The sequence below is a fragment of the Paenibacillus silviterrae genome, assembly GCF_030167925.1.
In the GTDB taxonomy this organism is placed as follows: Bacteria; Bacillota; Bacilli; order Paenibacillales; family NBRC-103111; genus Paenibacillus_G; species Paenibacillus_G silviterrae.
Genome location: NZ_JASKUT010000001.1, coordinates 18949 through 37593, shown reverse-complemented (window position 1 = coordinate 37593; position 18645 = coordinate 18949). Strand labels below are relative to the sequence as shown.

Below are 18645 nucleotides of genomic sequence, written 5' to 3'. Positions count from 1 at the left end.
GAGTCTCGTTTTACAGGGCGATTTTTTATTTTTTTTCAATTAATTTCACCGGGGCATCCCAAGGATCATATTTTATCAGTTTTTGAGTTGATTGTTGCGGACGGAGAAATAATTTGCATCTAGTATTAAGCATACTTGCTGAGAACGAGAAGGAGCTATTGGAGATGGCCAAAATATCACATTTACTTAATAAATAGAAATCAGGATAAAAATTTGCCTCCGGTTTAAGTTTTCCATACATATTTAAATCCTGGGATGTTATTGGTCGAAATTTTGCAAAGTCGTGAATAACGCTTTGTGGTTCGTCACTAGCAATAAATAAAACAGGTTTATCAAGTTTTTTCCAAATCCGGTCAAGCCATTCAATGTACCAACTGGCCGGAGCAACAAAATAAGCATAGTGTCCCTTATAATCCAAATAATCTCCTCTTCTTAAATGCAAACCGACTATGGTATTCCCCTTTGATCTTAATATAGCCAGACCCTTGTTCATTTCATTTTCAATTTGAGGAACGGGTACGAATAGCGATCGGAAGTATTTTTTATACTTGGAAAAATATTTAGAATAATAATTGGTCGATCCCTTAAGATCAACATTTTTAAGCCGCAGCTTTGCTACGTCATTTTTTTTACTTTCAAATATTTTCCTTAAATCAGATTCTCTAGGACGAACTATCGGTAATTCCTTTGTTATCGGTGGATCTTTATGACCGAATAAATATTGTCCGATCCAATCCCGTGTTTCGATTTTTAAATTATAGTGTTTTGCATAGATCTTCATAAAAGCGTACGCAAATACCTGATTTCCAAACCGGCCTTCCAGACCAAGTGTTGACTTCGTTATCACATCATTTTTATCTTTCGCCAACTGTATTCCCACCGCCTGCTAATCGATTTAAGTACCAGTGGTAGGTAATCGTAAGCCCCTCTTCCAATGATGTTTTTGCACTCCATCCCAAAGCATTCATTTTAGAAACATCAAGGAGTTTACGGGGCGCCCCGTCGGGTTTTTGATTATTAAATTCAAGATCACCTGTAAAATTAATAATATCCTTCACTTTTTGAGATAACTCTTTGATACTCAGCTCTTTTCCTGTTCCAATATTAATAAATGGACCGATATCTCCATAATCAAAGTTATTCATGAGATAAATGCAGGCTTCCGCTAAATCGTCAACAAACAGAAATTCCCTTTTTGGCGATCCCGTCCCCCATACTTCGACTACCTTCTGCTTTTGTAATTTCGCTTCGTGAAACTTACGTATTAATGCCGGTACAACATGAGAATGCAGGATATCGAAATTGTCATTCGGTCCGTAAAGGTTTGTCGGCATGACGCAAATGAAATTTGTATTATGTTGGCGATTATAAGCTTCACACATTTTGATTCCGGCGATTTTCGCAATTGCATAAGGTTCATTCGTCGGTTCAAGCTGTCCTGTTAATAAATATTGTTCCTTCATCGGCTGGGGTGAAAACTTGGGATAGATACATGAACTTCCGAGAAAAAGCAACTTTTTCACTCCATACCTGTGGGATGCATCTATAACATTGGACTGTATTACAAGATTCTTATATATAAATTCTGCCGGATAAGTTGAATTAGCATAAATCCCGCCTACCTTGGCCGCTGCCAGAAAGACGTAATCGGGCTTCTCTTTCTTAAAGAATGTATCTACAGCCTTCTGATCAAGCAAGTCAAGCTGATTGCTCGAATAATAAACCATATTTTCATATCCGAGCTGCTCTAATCTTCTCCTGATCGCGGATCCGACTAATCCCTTGTGACCAGCGATATAAATTTTCTCATGTCTCTTCAACTAAAATTCCCCTCCTTTAATCGTCAAGTCTGCTTCGATAATTATTTGTTTTAATAATCGAATCGTTTACAGCTTCTACAAGATCCCTCTTAATCATTAAGCTTATTAGTTCTTTGAAAGTCACCTTTGGTTTCCACCCCAGTTTCTCCCTGGCTTTGCTCGAATCACCGAGTAGAATATCCACTTCAGTCGGACGAAAATAATCCGGGCTAATTTCTATCAATACGTTTCCAGTTTTTTTGTCAATCCCCTTTTCATTTATGCCTTCTCCTGTCCATTCGATATTTATTCCAACCTCGGCAAAAGCTAATTCAGCAAATTCCCGTACAGAATGGGTCATGCCTGTAGCAATAACATAATCATCCGGTGTTTCCTGCTGAAGCATAAGCCACATGGCTTCTACATAGTCTTTGGCATAGCCCCAGTCCCGTTTGGCATCCAAATTCCCAAGATAAAGCTTGCTCTGTAAACCCAATTTTATCCTAACTGCAGAACGGGTAATTTTTCGAGTAACAAAGGTTTCTCCGCGTAAAGGCGATTCGTGGTTGAACAGGATCCCGTTACATGCGAACAACCCATAAGCTTCACGATAGTTTACAGTAATCCAATAAGAGTAAATCTTTGCAGCAGCATAAGGGCTGCGCGGATAAAAAGGGGTTAATTCCGTTTGTGGTGTTTCTCTGACATTACCGAATAATTCACTTGTGGACGCTTGATAGAATTTCGTTTTTTTGTTTAATTTCAAAATCCGAATCGCTTCCAATAGGCGTAAAGTACCTAGCCCGTCAGCGTTTGCCGTATATTCCGGCGTCTCGAAGGATACTTTGACATGACTTTGCGCGGCAAGATTATAAATTTCATCGGGTTGTATTTCGTTTATGATACGAATCAAGTTTGTCGTATCGGTAAGATCGCCATAATGCAAAAAGAAATTTCTTTTTCTCTCATAATTTTCTTGATATAAATGATCAATTCTCTGTGTATTAATGGACGATGCTCTGCGTTTAATCCCATGGACCTGATACCCCTTATTTAATAAATATCTCGCTAAATAAGCACCATCTTGACCTGTAATTCCAGTAATTAATGCCTTTTTTTTCATATCCTCACTCCATAATATATTTTGTATATTCTTTTTCCTGTAAACGCCGTCTAGACTAAACACCGCAACAATATTCGACAGCCCTATAATTGTTACGGGAACTTTATTTCGTTTTTCAATGTGTATTTTCAGAAGTCGATAACGGAAACCAATGCTATTTTTCTTACATAATATTCTATGTAATCTGTGAGAGGAAGGCACGGCATCTACCATTTAAACCATTTTCCAGCATGAATAGGCCTTCAAAACGCTGTACCATCGCTCCAGGTGACGCTAGAGTGCACTTCATCGAAATACATTATGGCCCCAAAAATGAGTCATCAATGTATTCGTAACGTTTAGTCTAAGATTAATGACCCCCATTTGCGCGTTATTTCTTTCAACTTGGTGTTCGTCCATTCCATCTAGAGTTACATGCCATATAATATATTGTCATTTAATTTTGGCATGAGGAGGAGCTTCCCGTTGAAACCCGTTAGAATCGCCTTAATAGGGTGCGGCTTTATTGCGGAGAAACATGTTCGTGCGATATCGGAAATTGGGGCCGAAGCGAAATTAGTTGCTCTCTGTGATATTGATCAAGAGCGGCTCAATTCCTTTCGGGATCGAATCGGGATGTCCAACAACCCATGTCTGGCACTCTATACGAATTTCGATGAGTGTTTGCGCAGCAATGATATTGACCTTGTTGTTATTGCGTCTAGTACCGATACTCACGCTCAGTTATCGCTCGCAGCTCTTCGATCCGGCCATCATGTGTTGGTTGAGAAACCGCTGGCATTATCAATCTCAGATGCGAGAAAAGTAGCAGAAGAAGCGGAACGGAGCGGTAAAATACTGGCAGTATCTCTACAAACCCGGTACTTACCTCAACTGCAAGCGATGAAGAAGTGCGTTGATGAGGGGCGCTTTGGTAAAATGGTTCATGCTGTTGTTTCCATGCGCTGGAACCGCAACCTCCAATATTACCACAGCAGCCCCTGGAGAAACTCTTGGCCTAAAGGTGGGGGATTGTTTATTAATCAGTGCATTCATTACATTGACTTACTCCAATGGCTGCTAGGACGTGTAACGTCTGTCTATGCTGCAGCGAGTACAATCGGGCAACCCTTGCAAGTGGAAAATATGGGGACAGCTATACTACACTTTGAAAATGGTGCAACTGGACTTATCGAAGCCTCCTCTATTGTATATCCCCGAAGCCTACTTACTTCGATCAGCCTATTTGGAGATAAAGGTACTGTATCCCTAGAAGGCGATAGACTAAGTCAGTTCAGCCAATGGATCTTCGAAGCAGACAAAGACAAAGAGAATCACATCCCTCATACTGCAGAAATTTCGTATACGCCACTTTACAAGGATTTAATCCATGCAATCCAATCCAATACGTCTCCTCTTGTGTCGGTTAAGTCATCTCTTCACTCCCTAGAGGTTGTTTTAGCAATATATAAGTCTATAAAGGAAGGAGCACCGGTGGGGCTTCCATTAGATTCTTTCGATCTAGAGGAAATGAATAACAATAAAGGAGGGCAGCAACCGTGATACCTCTCATCGATTTGCGTGCACAATACCTAGAATTGAAACATGAAATTATGAAAGTGACAGAACAGGTTTTCGATAGCGGCGTTTATATCTCCGGGCCAGAAGTGCAAGCCTTCGAGAAGGAAATGGAGGAATTTACCGACGCACGGCATGCAGTTTCTACTGCCAACGGTACCGATGCTTTGGTATTGGCTTTAGAAGCGTGCGGCATCGGCGTCGGGGATGAGGTCATCACAACCCCCTACACCTTCTTTGCCACAGCAGAAGCTATCTCCAGAGTCGGTGCTACCCCTGTATTTGCCGATATAGATCCTCGCACCTATAATCTATGTCCGAAGGAAACGGAGAAAAAAATCACTATTAAAACAAAAGCCATTATTCCTGTCCACATCTTTGGTCAGCCGGCGGATATGGATGCTTTTCATGAACTGGCTCACAATTACAATCTTCACATTATCGAAGACGCATGTCAGGCATTAGGGGCGCGCTATAAGGGAAAGCCGGTGGGAGCTCTCGGAACAGTCGGATGTGTATCCTTCTTCCCAACAAAAAACTTGGGGGCCTACGGAGACGGCGGCATGGTCATAACGAATGACGATTCCATCGCCGACAAAGTTAGATTATTAAGTTTACACGGTAGCAACAGAAGATATTATCACGATATCATCGGATATAACAGTAGATTAGACTCTCTCCAAGCTGCCATACTTCGGGTGAAGCTGCGTAAACTTCAGGAGTGGAATACGCTTCGACAGCAGAAAGCGGCTTATTATGTTCAACATTTGAAAGGCGTAGTCGGTCTTCCGTTTATATCCCCTGAGGTAAGCCATGTATTTCATCTCTTCATTGTTGAATCTTCTAAGCGTATGCAATTGGCATCTCGTTTAAAGCAAGTAGGTATTTCAACCGGACATTATTATCCTTGCCCGCTGCACCTTCAAAATGCCTTCGCCTCCCTTGGTTACAAGCCAGGTGATTTGCCGGTCTCCGAAACATTATGCGAGCGTGCACTTGCACTTCCAATGCATGCCCATCTAACAATGAAAGATCAAACTTATATAGTGGAGAAAGTATTTGAAATCGCCAAACCGTGAGGTGGGATAATGTACGGTCATGTAACTATGGGCCGCCATGTCGTCGTTGGGAATAACGTCACATTCGGAAGCCATGTTGTGATTGGACACAATGTTATTATCTATGATGGGACAGTGATCGGTAGTCATGTCGTGATACACGATAATGCCGTCATTGGCAAGAAACCGATGAAAGCATTGAACTCTGCCACGACCCAACACCCAAACAATCTCCCTCCCGCAACGATTGGCGATTATTGTACGGTGGGTACGTCTGCAATCATTTATGCCGATGCACATCTGGGTGATCATGTATTCGTGGCTGACCTTGCAACTGTACGTGAAAGGGTCGTTATCGGCAGTAAAACCATAATTGGCAGGGGCGTGGCAGTAGAGAACAATTGTACCATCGGGGAAAATTGCAAGCTCGAAACCAATAGCTATATATGCGCTTATTCAACTCTAGAGGATTTTGTATTTATTGCTCCTTGTGTAGTAACGACTAACGATAACTATGTATCTAGGACGAAAGAGCGCTTTGGTAAATTCAAGGGTGCAACCATCAAAAGGGGTGGAAGAATCGGGGCCAATGCGACCATTCTTCCGGGGAGAATCGTTGCGGAGGACAGTCTTGTCGCTGCAGGAAGCACAGTAACGCGTGATGTTCCTGCCAAAGAAATCGTTGCGGGAACGCCGGCTAAGAAATTAAGAGACGTTCCTCCTGAACAATGGTTGGAAAATCAGTAATAGTCACTTAAACGAAGATGACCCCTCGACAAGTTCAGGAGTCATCTTTTCGTATTATAGCTTGGCGCTAGTCTTTATTTGACTTAAACCTTTTAGTGATTAACGGAATAAAGTCACTTGTAAATGCAATCATTTGACATGCGGCCATATAATTACTTGTACTCTTCTTTTGTGTATGGGTGGTAAGATCCCCTCTGCGAACACATACATAATTGTTTTTGGAAACAGAGTACACTTTGAATCCCGCCTTGCCACAGTTAAGTAACCAGCGTGCATCACTACCTGATATCCGATTCTCGGGGAACTTGACCTTGTCCCAAACAGACCTTTTAAACAGCAGTGTCCCACCCTTAATTTTAGGCCGGTATTGTTTTTCCCTGCCTTTGCGGAAGAGCATGAGTGCATTCTCTGCTTCAAAATACATATAACATGTCGTTTTCCCTACGATAGGAGCTTTCTTCTTCTTCATGGCATGCATGGATTCCTTAAGATAATCAGGGCCGTAATAGTCGTCATCGTCAAATTTGGCGATGATTGAATGGCTAGCTCTTTTTATCGCCCAATTCAGGCATTTGCCTAAGGTGTATTCTTGCGGCAGCTGATACACAACGATATCTTTGTGGTCCTTCGCTCTCTCATACCACTCCCCGATGTCCATATCATCTTTATTTAAAATGATCATAAGCTCCTTCTCTTTCCATGATTGCCTATGGTAATTGTCAAAAACGTTATCGATATAGGAGGGTCTCATGGTGCAGACGACTACAGTAACCATTAAAGCCATCCCCTTTTCGCAGCTATCAGTACTCAGACTCAGCTTGTTTCACCTTTATGAATTTTGATTATTTTCTCGTACAGCTTAAGGAAGTTATCCGTCATGACCCGATCCGAGAAATGCTGCTCCACGTACCGGCGGCATGCCTGGGCGGATGGAAAGTCCTTGCGGGTTAGCACCTTGATGGCCATATCCGTCACGTTATCGCATAGAAGCTGCGGAAGACCGTGCAAAACCTCCGGCACTGCCCCCCCACGCTTGAAGCCAAGCACTGGAGTCCCGCAAGCCAAAGCTTCAATTAATACGAGCCCAAACGGTTCATCCCACGTGGATGGAAAGAGGACACAGCGTGCCTTGGACAACAGCTTTTGCTTTCGCTCTCCCCCTACCGATCCTACGTATTGAATTTGCTTATCCAGATGGGGTTTAATGACCTTATTAAAATATTTCAGTTGCTTCTTATTATGGTGGTATGGCCCGGCGATGATGAGCTTAAGTCCCGTTTTTTTGGCGACCTCAATGGCATGGTGTACTCCCTTTTCCGGAGTCAATCGGCCTAGAAAGAGTAAATAGTCCCCTTTCTTCCTTCGAAACGTATAGTCTTCGGGCCGAATCCCGTTATGGACGTAATACCCCTTATTTCCCCCATACTTTTGCAAGATCGTCTTACTTACGTATACAGGATGTGATCCACCCGTTCCCTTTCGAAGATGAGAATTTCGAATTGCTGGAATGGATAGCTCGGTACGAGAAACAATGCCGGTATGGTCATGGATAATATCCGCATCCGCGGGAAGATGCTTCAGGATGAATCGATACATCTTATCGCTGCTATTCTCATTGAATGGATAATGGAACATTTTTGTTGCGTGAGTTTTGGAGCCCTTTCTCGCGAATAATATCACTTCATGACCTTGCCGGATCAATTCCTCGGTCAAATAGTAAATATCACGCTGTGTGCCTCCGTAGTCGACCGGTGGAACCGTCAGTCTATTGTTGGATATCTGTATGATCTTCAAATGCCTTGCATCCCCTTTCGTTTCGGAAATTAGAAGAGTTCTATTTCACCTTTTTCGTCACATAGGGAACAAAGTTACGGGTTTTGCAAATAACCTTACAGCTGGCCATATATTGTTTTGTGCTTTTTTGCTGTGTGTGCGTCTTTCGATTCTCTCTCCTAACACAAACATAGTTCTCTTTAGAGACGGAGAAGGCTTTATACCCCGCCTTGGCACACTCCGTCAACCAGCGGGCATCGCTGCCCGCTGGTTTGTTCTCGTTAAATTTCACATGATTCCATACAGACTTTCTGAAGACGATGGTGCCGCCTTTCAGCTTACTCTTATACTTATTTTCATTTCCCTTTCGATACACCGTAAGGGCCCTTTTCTTGACAAAATAAATATAAGAGCTGTGTTTGCCGATAATTGGGGCTTTTCCCTTATTCATGGCGTTCATAGACTCCCTTAAATAATAGGGAGAATAGTAATCATCGTCATCGAATTTCGCAATGATCTTGCTATTGGCCCGAGCTATAGCCCAATTTAAGCAGTATCCTAGTGTGTATGTCTCGGGGAGCTGGTACACACGAACTCCGTCGAAAAGCTTAGCCCGCTCTTTCCACTTTTTCAGGTCCATATTGTCCTTGTTTAAAACCACAATCAGTTCTTTGTCTTCCCAATCCTGCCTAGCGTAATTAAAAAGGACGTCATCCATATATTCAGGTCTCATCGTAACGGTTATGATCGAAACCAAGGCTCTATCTACCTGCCTTTCTCCTGATCGGCTTCTTCCGCATGGCTTTCTTTAGCTTAATCCACCCGGTATTCCGCTTGATCTTATAGAGCTTCTCGTCAATGACCTTGTTATACAGGTCCAAAAAGTTGTCTGTCATCACTTTATCGGAGAAATACTTATCGACATAAGCACGGCATTCCTGCGCCGACGGAAGCTCTTCGCGCGATTTTACTTTGTCGGCCATGTCCGCGGCATCGTCGCACAGCAGCTGCGGCATTCCCTTCAGTACCTCAGGAACCGCTCCTGCTTTCTTAAACCCTAATACCGGTGTTCCGCATGCCATGGCTTCAATCAGGACCAACCCAAATGGTTCATCCCAGGTGGATGGGAATAGGACGACGCTTGCCTGCGATATGAGCTCTTGCTTCATCTTGCCTCCAACCGGTCCCACAAAGGAAATTTGATCGTTCAAATGCGGCTTTATTCTCTTTCGAAAATACTCTTTATACATAGTGTTATTATTGAGGGTACCTGCAATGATCAGCTGCTTTCCGGTTTTTTTGGCAACCTCGATGGCCAGGTGTACCCCCTTGGGGTTCATAATTCTACCTAAAAACAAAAGATAATCCTGCTTTGTTTCCCGAAACACGTAGTCACTCAACCGTATGCCGTTATGGACATAATAGCCTTTGTTTTTACCGTACTTTTTGAGGATGGTTTTGCTTACATATACCGGAAGCTGGACGCCCCTGACTGCCTTTGAATGCGAATTTCGTATTGTGGGGATCGGAGGGCTCGCCTTGGAGACAATTCCATAGTGGTCATGAATGATATCCACATCCTTGGGCATGTGGCGCATGATGAATTTCAATTGCTCCTTACGGCTGTTACTGGGGTATTCGTAGGTTGCGGTTGCAAGGGTATTGGAGCCCTTCTTAGCAAACAAAATCACTTCGTGTCCCCGTCTTACCAATTCCTCGGTCAAATAATACACATCGCGCTGAGTACCCCCGTAATCCTTAGGGGGAACAGGCAGCGAGTTTGTAGATATTTGAACTATTTTCACACGTACACTCTCCCTCGTCCCAAACTCCTACTCACGCTGTGCCTCGCTAAAGCCGCTGGACTATACACCATAGAGTATGAGATTTATCCATAGGGAGTAACGGCATATGTATTAGTTCTACCAAGAAATGTTTGTTCTAAGAGGACTATTAATAGTCAATGACCTATTTTTGGTAAAGGGGGTTTCCTGTCCATGTTCCTCCTCTACAACACAGCATACAATAGATTATCCGCTAGCATTGAATATCTCATCTCGTCTAAAGGAAGGTGAACCGGATGACTATCCGAAAAGCGATTATTCCAGCAGCCGGACTCGGCACCCGATTTCTACCTGCGACGAAGGCGATGCCAAAGGAAATGCTCCCTATTATCGATAAGCCAACCATCCAATTTATAGTAGAGGAAGCGGTCGCCTCGGGCATTGAGGAACTGATCATTGTGACGAGGGAAGGCAAACATGCGATAGAGGATCATTTCGATACAGACTTCGAGCTGGAGCATCACCTGAAGGAGAAAGGGAAGCTGGACCTGCTGAGCAAAATACAAGAGCCTTCTCGTCTGATCGATATTCATTATATTCGTCAGAAGGAGCCGCGAGGCTTGGGGCATGCCATCTGGTGCGCAAGAAAGTTCATAGGCCATGAACCGTTTGCCGTTCTGCTCGGCGATACGTACTTGGATGCAGACACTCCCTGCCTGAAGCAGATGATCGAGTATTATAACCAGTACCAGGCTTCGATTCTTGGTGTTCAATCGGTAGATAGGCGAGCGGTGTCAAGCTACGGGATCGTGGAGGGAATGCAGCTTAACGAGAGCATTCTCCAGGTGACCCGGCTGGTGGAGAAGCCGCAGCCGCATGAATCGCCATCCACCATGGCCATGATCGGGCGTTACATTCTGACCCCGGCCATCTTCGATATACTCAAATATCAGAAGGCGGGAGTCGGTGAGGAGATTCAATTAACCGATGCCATTGCGACGCTCAACCAAGAGGAGCCCGTGTACGCCAGCCAAATTCGCGGAGTCTGGCATGATGTCGGCGATCACATGGGTTATGTAAAGGCCATCCTTGCGTATGCATTGAAGCAAGAGAAGCTGCAGCAGCCCCTCATGGACTATCTCAAGTCACTATAAGCCAAAAATCCCCTTACTTCCTCTTCCGAGGGGGTAAGGGGAGGGGGGTATCGGTTTTCCTATCCGGAAGGAGTCGGGAGCGTTGTATCCGATTCTTCAAGCACTCCCGTTTGCGCCTGCAACGATGCGCATTCCTCCTGGAGGCGCCGCTGCTGCAGCAGATAGCTTGCATAATAGATAGGATTGGCGAAGGTTTGCCGCCAAGTCTCCTTGTCTCTCGCATCGCGGAAGGTGACCCGCAAATCCCTGAAATTCGCTTCGATAAACCAAGGATGCTGCTGATCGTCGATGGCCACGTCCAAGCCCAGATCGGCGATATGTGGAAGCTCCCGTTCCAACGCTCTAGCAACCCGTAAACCAAGCTTGGCGACTTTACACTCGATCAGCATTTGGTTCCAGCCCCAGTGCTTAAACAGCTCCGCAGCCTTCATGGAGGTGCCCCCGCAATGCAGATTCGTCACGATCGCCCCCTTCCTCGCGATCTTCCCCACCATTCCCGTATACTGCCATCTCCCGCTCCCGTCCTTTTGGATAGACACTCGAAAGTCGACCGGGTTCCCCTTGTATTTCATAAGGGAGATACCCTGCTGGATCAAATAGTTTTTGCCTCGCTGCTTCCTCACCATCTTTACAATCGCTTTCAGCCCTACTTTTCTGGTCTTCGTTCGACCAAGTTGATTGAATTCGGCCAATAGAGCCTTCTTTTCCCTTCGGATCCGGATGATCCCATTGCCGACAGAAGCAGTACCCGGCTTCAGGAACAGACAAGCATTCTGATTCAGCAAATCCCTAACGGATTGCTCTGACACCGTGTGAGTTGCCGGCAGATAAGGCAGAAGCTTCCGATGGTTGGAAAGAATATGATGAATCTCCAGCTTGGATACGACATTATGCTCGTTAAAAACGATACATCCCCGCTGCTTGACCCGCTCAATCGTGCGTTTGACCGAACCCAGGTTCGTCCTAGTCCGATTGATGACAACGGGAGGGAGCAAGCACTTGGTCCGGCCCTTGCCCGACCCGGTCCATCCCTTGATCGTTCCCTTCCTCCAATCAATATCCGACAAAGAGAAGAAGATGACCTCCTCGCCCACCCGGTTTGCCGCATCCATATAGAAGGCGGGCCGCTCGAAGGATTTCGCGCCTTTCATAAGTCGCCGAAGTATGGTCCGGGGATATAAAATGCCAATCATCATCGTCCCTCCCATTCTAGCTGAAGCGACCCGCCCACCCCGCAAGCGGGGCGGGCGGAACCGCTGCATGCTTTTACCGTGTAACGTATTTCCTGTAATTTCTAGTGCGCTTTACCATTTTGCATCGTGACATGTACTGTTTGGTGCTTCTTTTTTGGGTATGGGAGTTCGTATTTTTTCTTCGGATGCAGACATAATTTTTCTTGGAGACGGAGTAGATCCGGTACCCTTTTTTCCTGCAATTCGTTAGCCACCTTGCATCGCTCCCGGCTACCTTCTTATTCGAAAATTTGACCTTTTTCCATACCTTTTTTTTGAAGACAAGCGTACCTCCCTTAACCCTCTTAACGTACTTGTTCTGGCGGCCGGTCCGGAACAGCATTAACGCCTTCTTGGCTTCAAAATAAATGTAGGAGGTGTGCTTGCCTACAATCGATGCCTTCCCCCGCTTGATCGCACGAACGGACTCCCTCAGATAACGCGCGCCGTAGAAATCGTCATCGTCAAACTTGGCAATAATATTGCCTCTAGCCCTTCGGATGGCATAGTTCAGACATCGGCCCAGCGTATATCTTTGAGGAAGCTTATACACTCGAACCCGCTTGTATTTTCTCGCCTTGCGCTTATATTTGCGCAGACTCATGCTATTTTTATTCAGGATAATGATAAGCTCCTTGTTTCTCCATCTCTGCCGATTATAGTTGTTCAACAAATTCTTGAAATAGCCAGGTCTTATAGTACATGTAATGATCGTAACCACGTGGTTCAACTCCTTTACATGGAGGTTAGACCCTGATCCTCTTCCACTGGGAATGACGCAGCTTTTTGTACTTTCTACGTCGGATGATCTTCCTGTACAGCTTCAGGAAATTATTGGTCATCACCTTATCGGAAAAACGCTTCTGAACATACCTTCTGCACTTCCTTGCCGAAGGGAGAAGCTTCTTACGCTTCCGTACTTTCCTGGCCATTTGCTTCGTATTCTTACATAACAGCACGGGAAGTCCCTTAAGCACCTCCGGTACGGCCCCCTTACGAAAGCCCAATACGGGGGTACCGCTCGCAAGAGCCTCAATCAGCACCAAACCGAAGGGTTCATCCCAGGTGGAGGTGAACAGGACGCATCTTGCATTCGCCAGCAGCATTCTTTTTCGTTTGCCGGCCACCGGGCCTACAAAGCGGATCCGCTTCCCGAGATGCGGCCTGATTTTGGAATTAAAATATTTCCTATACTTAGGATTGTTATTGAGGGTACCGGCAATGATCAGCTTTCTCTTGGTCTTCTTGGCGACCTTAATCGCCAGATGGACACCCTTCTCCTTCATGATTCTGCCTAAATACAGCAGATAGCCCTTCTTTTTCACCTTGAATTGGTAATCGCGCAGCCGGATCCCGTTATGCACGTAATAACCCTTATTTTTTCCATATTTGCGGAGAATGGTCTTACTGACATAAACGGGAATCTGTACCTTCTTCCTGCCCTTGGAATGGGAGTTGCCGATCGTCGGGATCGGCGGATTCGCCCGGGCTACGATGCCGTAATGGTCGTGAATGATATCGGCATCCTTCGGCATGTGCCTCTTAATGAATCGGAGCTGCTTCCTCTTATTGTTGGACGGATACACATATGTCTTGGTGGCTCTAGTTCGGGAGCCCTTCTTCGCAAATAAAATCACCTTATGCCCACGCCGAACCAATTCCTCCGTCAAGTAATGGATATCGCGCTGCGTGCCGCCATAGTCCTTGGGAGGAACGGGAATCGTATTCGTGGAAATTTGTATGATCTTCAAGACCTATCTCTCCTTTAGGGTTCGTTTATTCCTTGTTCTATCTCCTGGCCACGCCGATGTACTGCCAGCCGGCGCGCTTCATAGCTTCCGCATTCAGAAAGTTACGTCCGTCGAATAAGAAAGCGGACTGCGTCTTGTGCGACCACTCGGCCCAGGGGTAAGCGGAAAATTGCGGCCATGACGTTGCAAGAAGCACCGCGTGAACCCCGTCAACGGCAGCTTCAGCATCCGTATATACGCTAACCCGCTCAAGCAGTGAGGCGTTCGGCTGCCGGGTCCAGCGAATGTCGCCAACACTGCGTACTGTGGGATCGACCACACGAATTTGCCCCGCGCCTTGCTCCAGCAGCCGTTCGATCAGCCGAACGCCAGGCGACTCACGCTGATCGTCGGTATCCTCTTTGAAGGCAACGCCAAGGACCAGCAGCGTCTTGCCCAGCAAGGGAAGCTGATCCTCCACCTTGCTTACGAACCAGTCGATCTGCGAAGCGTTCACCTGCTTTGCCTGACGGAGGATCCCCAGCTCGATCTCCTGCTGCTCCGCCGAATAAAGCAGCTCATCCACATCCTTCGGGAAGCAGGAGCCGCCATAGCCGATCCCGGCATACAAGTGATGCGGCGAAATTCTCGGGTCCATCCCCATTCCTGCCGACACCGCCTGAATGTCGGCCCCAACCCGATCGGCCAGCCGTGCCATCTCATTAATGAATGAAATCTTGGCGGCAAGAAAGCCGTTGGAGGCATATTTGATCATCTCGGCGGTTTCATAATTGCAGATGAAATAGGACGTCGGGAGTCCGTCGTACAGCTTCTTGACAACCTCTATAGCCGCTTCGTTCTCCCCTCCGATTACGGTTCGGGACGGATGAAGGGAATCCTGAAGGGCGACCCCCTCCCGCAGAAACTCAGGGTTAGATACTACATTGGCTTGATATGGCTTCCCCTCCAATCGCCTGGATAGCTCTCCTTGAATCCATCGGTTTGTGCCGATCGGTACCGTGCTCTTCGTTACTACCGTTTTGAGAGCATCAATATGGGTGGCGATTGCATCAATCACCTGCTGAAGATAGGTCAAATCGGCACCTCCGCTTGGGCTGGAAGGGGTACCGACCGAGATCATCAATATGTCGCTTTCGGTAATGGCCCTGCGGCTGTCCGTCGTAAAGTCAATATTGCCCTGGCCTAGCACCTTCCGGAGCAGATCATCCAAGCCGGGCTCGCGAAAGGGCACGATGCCGCTGTTTAATTTTGCTACCTTAGCAGGATCAACATCATAGCCTATAACCTCATGCCCCAGCTCGGCTAAGACCAATGCCGTCGTAGTTCCTACATATCCTGAACCTATGACAGTTACCTTCAAGCCTGCTCTCCCCCTTGTTCCGTCTTGCCTTCCTGAGATCGCTCTTTTGGATCGAACGGTTTGACCTTCGGATCTCTAGTGATCATAAAAATCGCTGATTTTCCAAAGTCGATGGCAACACGTCCCTGCTCCTCCGCCAGCTTCTGGGCAAGGATCACCGCATTGACGCCGGCTGAGATGAGAACAATATCGCACTGAACGGACTTCATCTGAGCCATGACTTTTGGAATTTCTTGATAGTGGGACATTTTGATGGCTTTTATAAATTTGATATCGTACACGTTGTATTTTTCATTTACCAGCTTTTTAAAATCCTTAGCCCAACGGGAGATGAACACTACCCTCTTGCCTCTCAGCATTTCCCAAAATTCCTGGTACTCCACCATATGGCGGTTGACAAACGTATGGCATAGATCCTTAGGTCTAATATTGTACTTGGCAAAGCAGGCATCGGTCAGCGGGCGCAGATGCGATTGTTTGGCTAGAATCTCCTTGTTTTGTTTGTGAGGAATGCCCACAAGATCCGCCTTCTTGATGGCGGTGATCATCTGATCTCGAAGCCGGATATTCGGTAGCCTCACTCCTTTCAAATTCGTGGTCCGCGATAGCTGGGCCCACCTGGTAGCCAACACCTTACGAATGGGCCAAATTTTGTACTGGGCTAAACAAAGGTTTTCGCCGTCTCCCACGCGGACTAGGGAAAACGGCTTTTTCTCTTCCATGGCTGCCTTGATCCTCGCAATGACCTCCACCGTTTTCAGCCACTTTTTTGGTTTTCGTCGACTCACGCTGATCCCTCGCTGTTCTTTGCTCCTGTTATGAATTCCACGCACTCTCATATCAGACTATGCACATGTACAGCAAAGGGCGTGGGCAAACACTAGGGTTTGGTTAGACGCCTAATAGACGATTCTGTTATCACTAAGTCTTCTAAATTCCAATATTTACCTTTTTCATAGACTTTCAAATCAATTTCGTACCAAAATCCACGATTGACCGTAACGGGAGCATGGCTATATCGATACCTTAGGAGTGTACTGCGTTTCTAGTTCTGCTAAGAAAAGTCTGGGACCGTCAGTAAATAGTAGTATAGGAGGTTTTCACATGAGTTCAGATCGCGTTGTCAAAATGCTGCTAGAGATCATGGTTCGAAGAGACCGGAGAGTGGAAAGAAGAATCCGCAAGCAAATTCGCCGCCTATTAAGCGGGCTCGACAAGGATGTGAGTAAACGGGTTCGGCGTGACCTCCGGCGTCTTCTGGCCAGCACCATTCGTAATGAGGTAAGAGGTATACTCTACTCGGAGCAGTTCGCGCGCTTCCTGAGAGAGATCATCGGCCAGCCGCAGCAGCCGCTGGCCGAGCTGGCGAGGAGGTACATGGAGGAACAAATTCCGGTTAGTGTCTTGACACCTTCCGGCTCCGTGGAGGGGATCATCACCAATGTAGGGGTAGACTTCATTGTCGTCCGTGAGCCTCGCGGATCCGTTGTTGTAGTCAACCTCGACAACACCTTAGCCATTCAACCTACAGGATTGGAGTGATTGGAATGACATTTGCTGAACATCTCGCCACTTATATCGGACGTGAATTGCAAGTGTTTTTAACGGTAGATACGATCATCGGTGTTCTGGTTTCCGTCAATGCGAGCTTCGCTGTTATCCGGGTCGGCGACGTTCCCGGGTATGGTACACAAGAGATCACTGTTCTGCTCAGCTCGATCTCCTATGTCCGCGTACAAAGCGTTTAATTAAACAAAAGTAAGGATGAGTAGGGATGAAGCAGGTAACGCCCCCAGAGCATACACTTTCAATCATCGTTTTGACGGTGGAAGCTACCCCTGATCCTTGGATTCTCGATATGACCAAGAGGTGCCGTTACCTGCGGCCCTACGAGTTCATCGTCGTTCTTGATCGGCACAGGAAAACTGTGATCGCTCAAGCCAAAGAAGCAGGCTGCACCATACATGCCGTCGATCAAGCCGTATCCGTCGATGACCGTCGCGTTATGGGCGCAAAGGCTGCCAAAGGAACAACGGTCTTATTCTTGGAGCAGGATTGCCGGCTAGAACCGGAGCAGCTGCTCTCTTTTCTTCAACCCGTTCTTTACGGTTCAGCCCATGCGGTGACGCCGCACCGGAAGCCACTGCAGGAAGACATCTGCCTGCCTCAGACGGAGGAAGTATGGGCTGCATGCTTCAACAGGCTAATGAATCGCGAGGATTTGCTTGCCTGCAGTATGAATGATACTCCGTATGCTCTTACGCAGCATGCCCTCTCCGTGCTGGGAACGGCTGGACTCCAAAACCCCATTGCAGCTTATGCTGCTCTAATGAAAAGCGGCTTAAAGATAGCCCGTTACAGCTACTCTGCACCTGTGACGAAATCCAGGTATACGAATTTGCAGGAGCATGGCGCTGTTCAATACGAGCTTTCACCTTATGAACGGAAGACCATTGACCGCTACCTGCAGGCCTTTGCGAGCTACATTGCCAAACCAAGAGGAGGCTTTCCTGATGGTAATCGCAGACGGGACTTGATAGAGAAGCTCCGCAACGGGATAACTTCCTTTAAGGTCGTCAGATCGAATTCTCATATGAGCACAGATACCGCTAGACCGAATGAACGTGCCCTATCCGTCATCGTGCCGGCACGGAACGAAGAAGCGACCATAGCTCCGTTGCTGGAACAGCTTCATAGATTGGAGCCGGCGGAGTTGATCGTCGTGGTGAACGGTTCCCAAGACCGTACCTGCGAGCTGGCCTTGGCTCACGGAGCCACCGTTGTCCTCTCTTCCGACGCTCTCGGTACCGATACGGGACGCGCACTCGGCGCCTACCACGCCACTGGACGAATCCTTCTGTTCGTCGATGGTGATATGGTTTTGTCAGCTCATGATCTTTATCCGTTCGTATTAGCTATTCGACAAGGCTACGATGTCGCGTTAAACGATCAAAATTATCATTTAGAAAGAGAATTTCCCCTTAGGTCCATCCTTCCGTCCGTATATGCGCTTAACCTGGCCCTGGATCAGAAGCCTCTCGGCACCTCCTCCATGGTGATGGTCCCCTTCGGCCTAAGCCGTAAAGCGCTGAATGCCATCGGCTGGGAGAGCCTGCTTTGTCCGCCCCGCGCCTTGGCCGCTTCTGTGCGTCACGCTCTGCGAATCGTATTGCCGCACCGTGTTAACGTGGAGAAGGCCAACCGTTTACGGCCGGAAAAGCATTTGACAGGAACCGCGATCAACCAGATCGTAGGGGATCATATAGAAGCGCTGCATAGTGTGTTGGATTACCGAAACCACTAGGAG

At 46.7% G+C, this 18645-nt stretch carries 19 protein-coding genes; 7 read left to right on the top strand and 12 right to left on the bottom strand.

What is annotated here, in order from left to right; all coding sequences use genetic code 11:
- Positions 1-25 precede the first annotated feature (25 nt).
- Genes QMO62_RS00175 through gmd form a run of 3 tightly spaced genes read right to left on the bottom strand, consistent with a single transcriptional unit; the run spans position 26 to position 2922 of the window.
- Positions 26-868: an alpha-1,2-fucosyltransferase gene (locus QMO62_RS00175; protein ID WP_284637739.1), complete on the bottom strand. Its 843-nt coding sequence runs from the start codon at positions 866-868 to the stop codon at positions 26-28.
- Positions 855-1820, bottom strand: a complete 966-nt coding sequence (locus QMO62_RS00170; protein WP_284637737.1) for a GDP-L-fucose synthase family protein — start codon at positions 1818-1820, stop codon at positions 855-857. Before QMO62_RS00170 ends, QMO62_RS00175 begins: the two co-directional genes overlap by 14 nt.
- 16 nt (positions 1821-1836) lie before the next feature.
- Positions 1837-2922 (bottom strand): GDP-mannose 4,6-dehydratase, encoded by a 1086-nt coding sequence (gene gmd / locus QMO62_RS00165; protein WP_284644806.1) that lies wholly within the window; start codon positions 2920-2922, stop codon positions 1837-1839.
- Positions 2923-3387: 465 nt separating this feature from the next.
- Between gmd and QMO62_RS00160 the strand changes: the two genes are divergently transcribed.
- The 3 genes from QMO62_RS00160 to QMO62_RS00150 are packed head-to-tail and all read left to right on the top strand — an operon-like array spanning position 3388 to position 6284.
- Positions 3388-4464 (top strand): Gfo/Idh/MocA family protein, encoded by a 1077-nt coding sequence (locus tag QMO62_RS00160; protein WP_284637735.1) that lies wholly within the window; start codon positions 3388-3390, stop codon positions 4462-4464.
- Positions 4461-5558 carry a DegT/DnrJ/EryC1/StrS family aminotransferase gene (locus QMO62_RS00155; RefSeq protein ID WP_284637733.1) on the top strand — a complete coding sequence of 366 codons (1098 nt, stop codon included), beginning with the start codon at positions 4461-4463 and terminating at the stop codon, positions 5556-5558. The genes QMO62_RS00160 and QMO62_RS00155 overlap by 4 nt, the downstream gene beginning before the upstream one ends.
- Positions 5559-5567: 9 nt before the next feature.
- Positions 5568-6284: an N-acetyltransferase gene (locus QMO62_RS00150; RefSeq protein ID WP_284637731.1), complete on the top strand. Its 717-nt coding sequence runs from the start codon at positions 5568-5570 to the stop codon at positions 6282-6284.
- 67 nt (positions 6285-6351) lie between these two features.
- Here QMO62_RS00150 and QMO62_RS00145 read toward each other — a convergent pair whose 3' ends face one another.
- From QMO62_RS00145 to QMO62_RS00130, 4 genes are read right to left on the bottom strand one after another with little or no spacing between them, the layout of a single operon-like run.
- Positions 6352-7059 carry a glycosyltransferase gene (locus tag QMO62_RS00145; RefSeq protein ID WP_284644804.1) on the bottom strand — a complete coding sequence of 236 codons (708 nt, stop codon included), beginning with the start codon at positions 7057-7059 and terminating at the stop codon, positions 6352-6354.
- 38 nt (positions 7060-7097) lie between these two features.
- Positions 7098-8078, bottom strand: coding sequence for a glycosyltransferase family 4 protein (locus QMO62_RS00140; RefSeq protein WP_284637729.1), 981 nt, complete (start codon positions 8076-8078; stop codon positions 7098-7100).
- 40 nt (positions 8079-8118) lie between these two features.
- The gene (locus QMO62_RS00135) at positions 8119-8814 is read right to left on the bottom strand and encodes a glycosyltransferase (protein WP_284637727.1); all 696 of its coding nucleotides are present in this window, start codon (positions 8812-8814) and stop codon (positions 8119-8121) included.
- A 4-nt stretch (positions 8815-8818) separates the two neighbouring features.
- Complete coding sequence (locus QMO62_RS00130) at positions 8819-9862, bottom strand: glycosyltransferase family 4 protein (RefSeq protein ID WP_284637726.1); 1044 nt, start codon at positions 9860-9862, stop codon at positions 8819-8821.
- 275 nt (positions 9863-10137) lie between these two features.
- Here QMO62_RS00130 and galU point away from each other — a divergent pair, with 275 nt between their 5' ends.
- Positions 10138-10995, top strand: a complete 858-nt coding sequence (gene galU / locus QMO62_RS00125) for a UTP--glucose-1-phosphate uridylyltransferase GalU (protein ID WP_284637724.1) — start codon at positions 10138-10140, stop codon at positions 10993-10995.
- Between the two features lie 59 nt (positions 10996-11054).
- Here galU and QMO62_RS00120 read toward each other — a convergent pair whose 3' ends face one another.
- From QMO62_RS00120 to QMO62_RS00100, 5 genes are all read right to left on the bottom strand, one after another.
- Positions 11055-12188 (bottom strand): YheC/YheD family endospore coat-associated protein, encoded by a 1134-nt coding sequence (locus QMO62_RS00120; protein ID WP_284637722.1) that lies wholly within the window; start codon positions 12186-12188, stop codon positions 11055-11057.
- 73 nt (positions 12189-12261) lie between these two features.
- Complete coding sequence (locus tag QMO62_RS00115) at positions 12262-12948, bottom strand: glycosyltransferase family 2 protein (protein ID WP_284637720.1); 687 nt, start codon at positions 12946-12948, stop codon at positions 12262-12264.
- 25 nt (positions 12949-12973) lie between these two features.
- Positions 12974-13978 carry a glycosyltransferase family 4 protein gene (locus tag QMO62_RS00110; RefSeq protein ID WP_284637718.1) on the bottom strand — a complete coding sequence of 335 codons (1005 nt, stop codon included), beginning with the start codon at positions 13976-13978 and terminating at the stop codon, positions 12974-12976.
- 37 nt (positions 13979-14015) lie between these two features.
- Complete coding sequence (locus tag QMO62_RS00105; RefSeq protein ID WP_284637716.1) at positions 14016-15338, bottom strand: UDP-glucose dehydrogenase family protein; 1323 nt, start codon at positions 15336-15338, stop codon at positions 14016-14018.
- The gene (locus tag QMO62_RS00100; RefSeq protein WP_284637715.1) at positions 15335-16126 is read right to left on the bottom strand and encodes a GT-D fold domain-containing protein; all 792 of its coding nucleotides are present in this window, start codon (positions 16124-16126) and stop codon (positions 15335-15337) included. Before QMO62_RS00100 ends, QMO62_RS00105 begins: the two co-directional genes overlap by 4 nt.
- Positions 16127-16442: 316 nt before the next feature.
- Here QMO62_RS00100 and QMO62_RS00095 point away from each other — a divergent pair, with 316 nt between their 5' ends.
- Genes QMO62_RS00095 through QMO62_RS00085 form a run of 3 tightly spaced genes read left to right on the top strand, consistent with a single transcriptional unit; the run spans position 16443 to position 18642 of the window.
- Positions 16443-16880, top strand: a complete 438-nt coding sequence (locus QMO62_RS00095; protein WP_284637713.1) for a hypothetical protein — start codon at positions 16443-16445, stop codon at positions 16878-16880.
- A gap of 5 nt (positions 16881-16885) precedes the next feature.
- Positions 16886-17086, top strand: a complete 201-nt coding sequence (locus QMO62_RS00090) for a hypothetical protein (RefSeq protein ID WP_284637711.1) — start codon at positions 16886-16888, stop codon at positions 17084-17086.
- A 26-nt stretch (positions 17087-17112) separates the two neighbouring features.
- Positions 17113-18642 (top strand): glycosyltransferase family 2 protein, encoded by a 1530-nt coding sequence (locus QMO62_RS00085; protein WP_284637709.1) that lies wholly within the window; start codon positions 17113-17115, stop codon positions 18640-18642.
- The last annotated feature ends 3 nt before the right edge of the window (positions 18643-18645 follow it).

Excerpts from the sequence above, each read along its gene's own strand:
- QMO62_RS00145 (WP_284644804.1), bottom strand. The coding sequence starts at position 7,059 with ATGGTTACTGTAGTCGTCTGCACCATGAGACCCTCCTATATCGATAAC.
- QMO62_RS00090 (WP_284637711.1), top strand. The coding sequence starts at position 16,886 with ATGACATTTGCTGAACATCTCGCCACTTATATCGGACGTGAATTGCAA.
- QMO62_RS00085 (WP_284637709.1), top strand. The coding sequence starts at position 17,113 with ATGAAGCAGGTAACGCCCCCAGAGCATACACTTTCAATCATCGTTTTG.
- QMO62_RS00120 (WP_284637722.1), bottom strand. The coding sequence starts at position 12,188 with ATGATTGGCATTTTATATCCCCGGACCATACTTCGGCGACTTATGAAA.
- QMO62_RS00095 (WP_284637713.1), top strand. The coding sequence starts at position 16,443 with ATGAGTTCAGATCGCGTTGTCAAAATGCTGCTAGAGATCATGGTTCGA.
- galU (WP_284637724.1), top strand. The coding sequence starts at position 10,138 with ATGACTATCCGAAAAGCGATTATTCCAGCAGCCGGACTCGGCACCCGA.
- gmd (WP_284644806.1), bottom strand. The coding sequence starts at position 2,922 with ATGAAAAAAAAGGCATTAATTACTGGAATTACAGGTCAAGATGGTGCT.
- QMO62_RS00150 (WP_284637731.1), top strand. The coding sequence starts at position 5,568 with ATGTACGGTCATGTAACTATGGGCCGCCATGTCGTCGTTGGGAATAAC.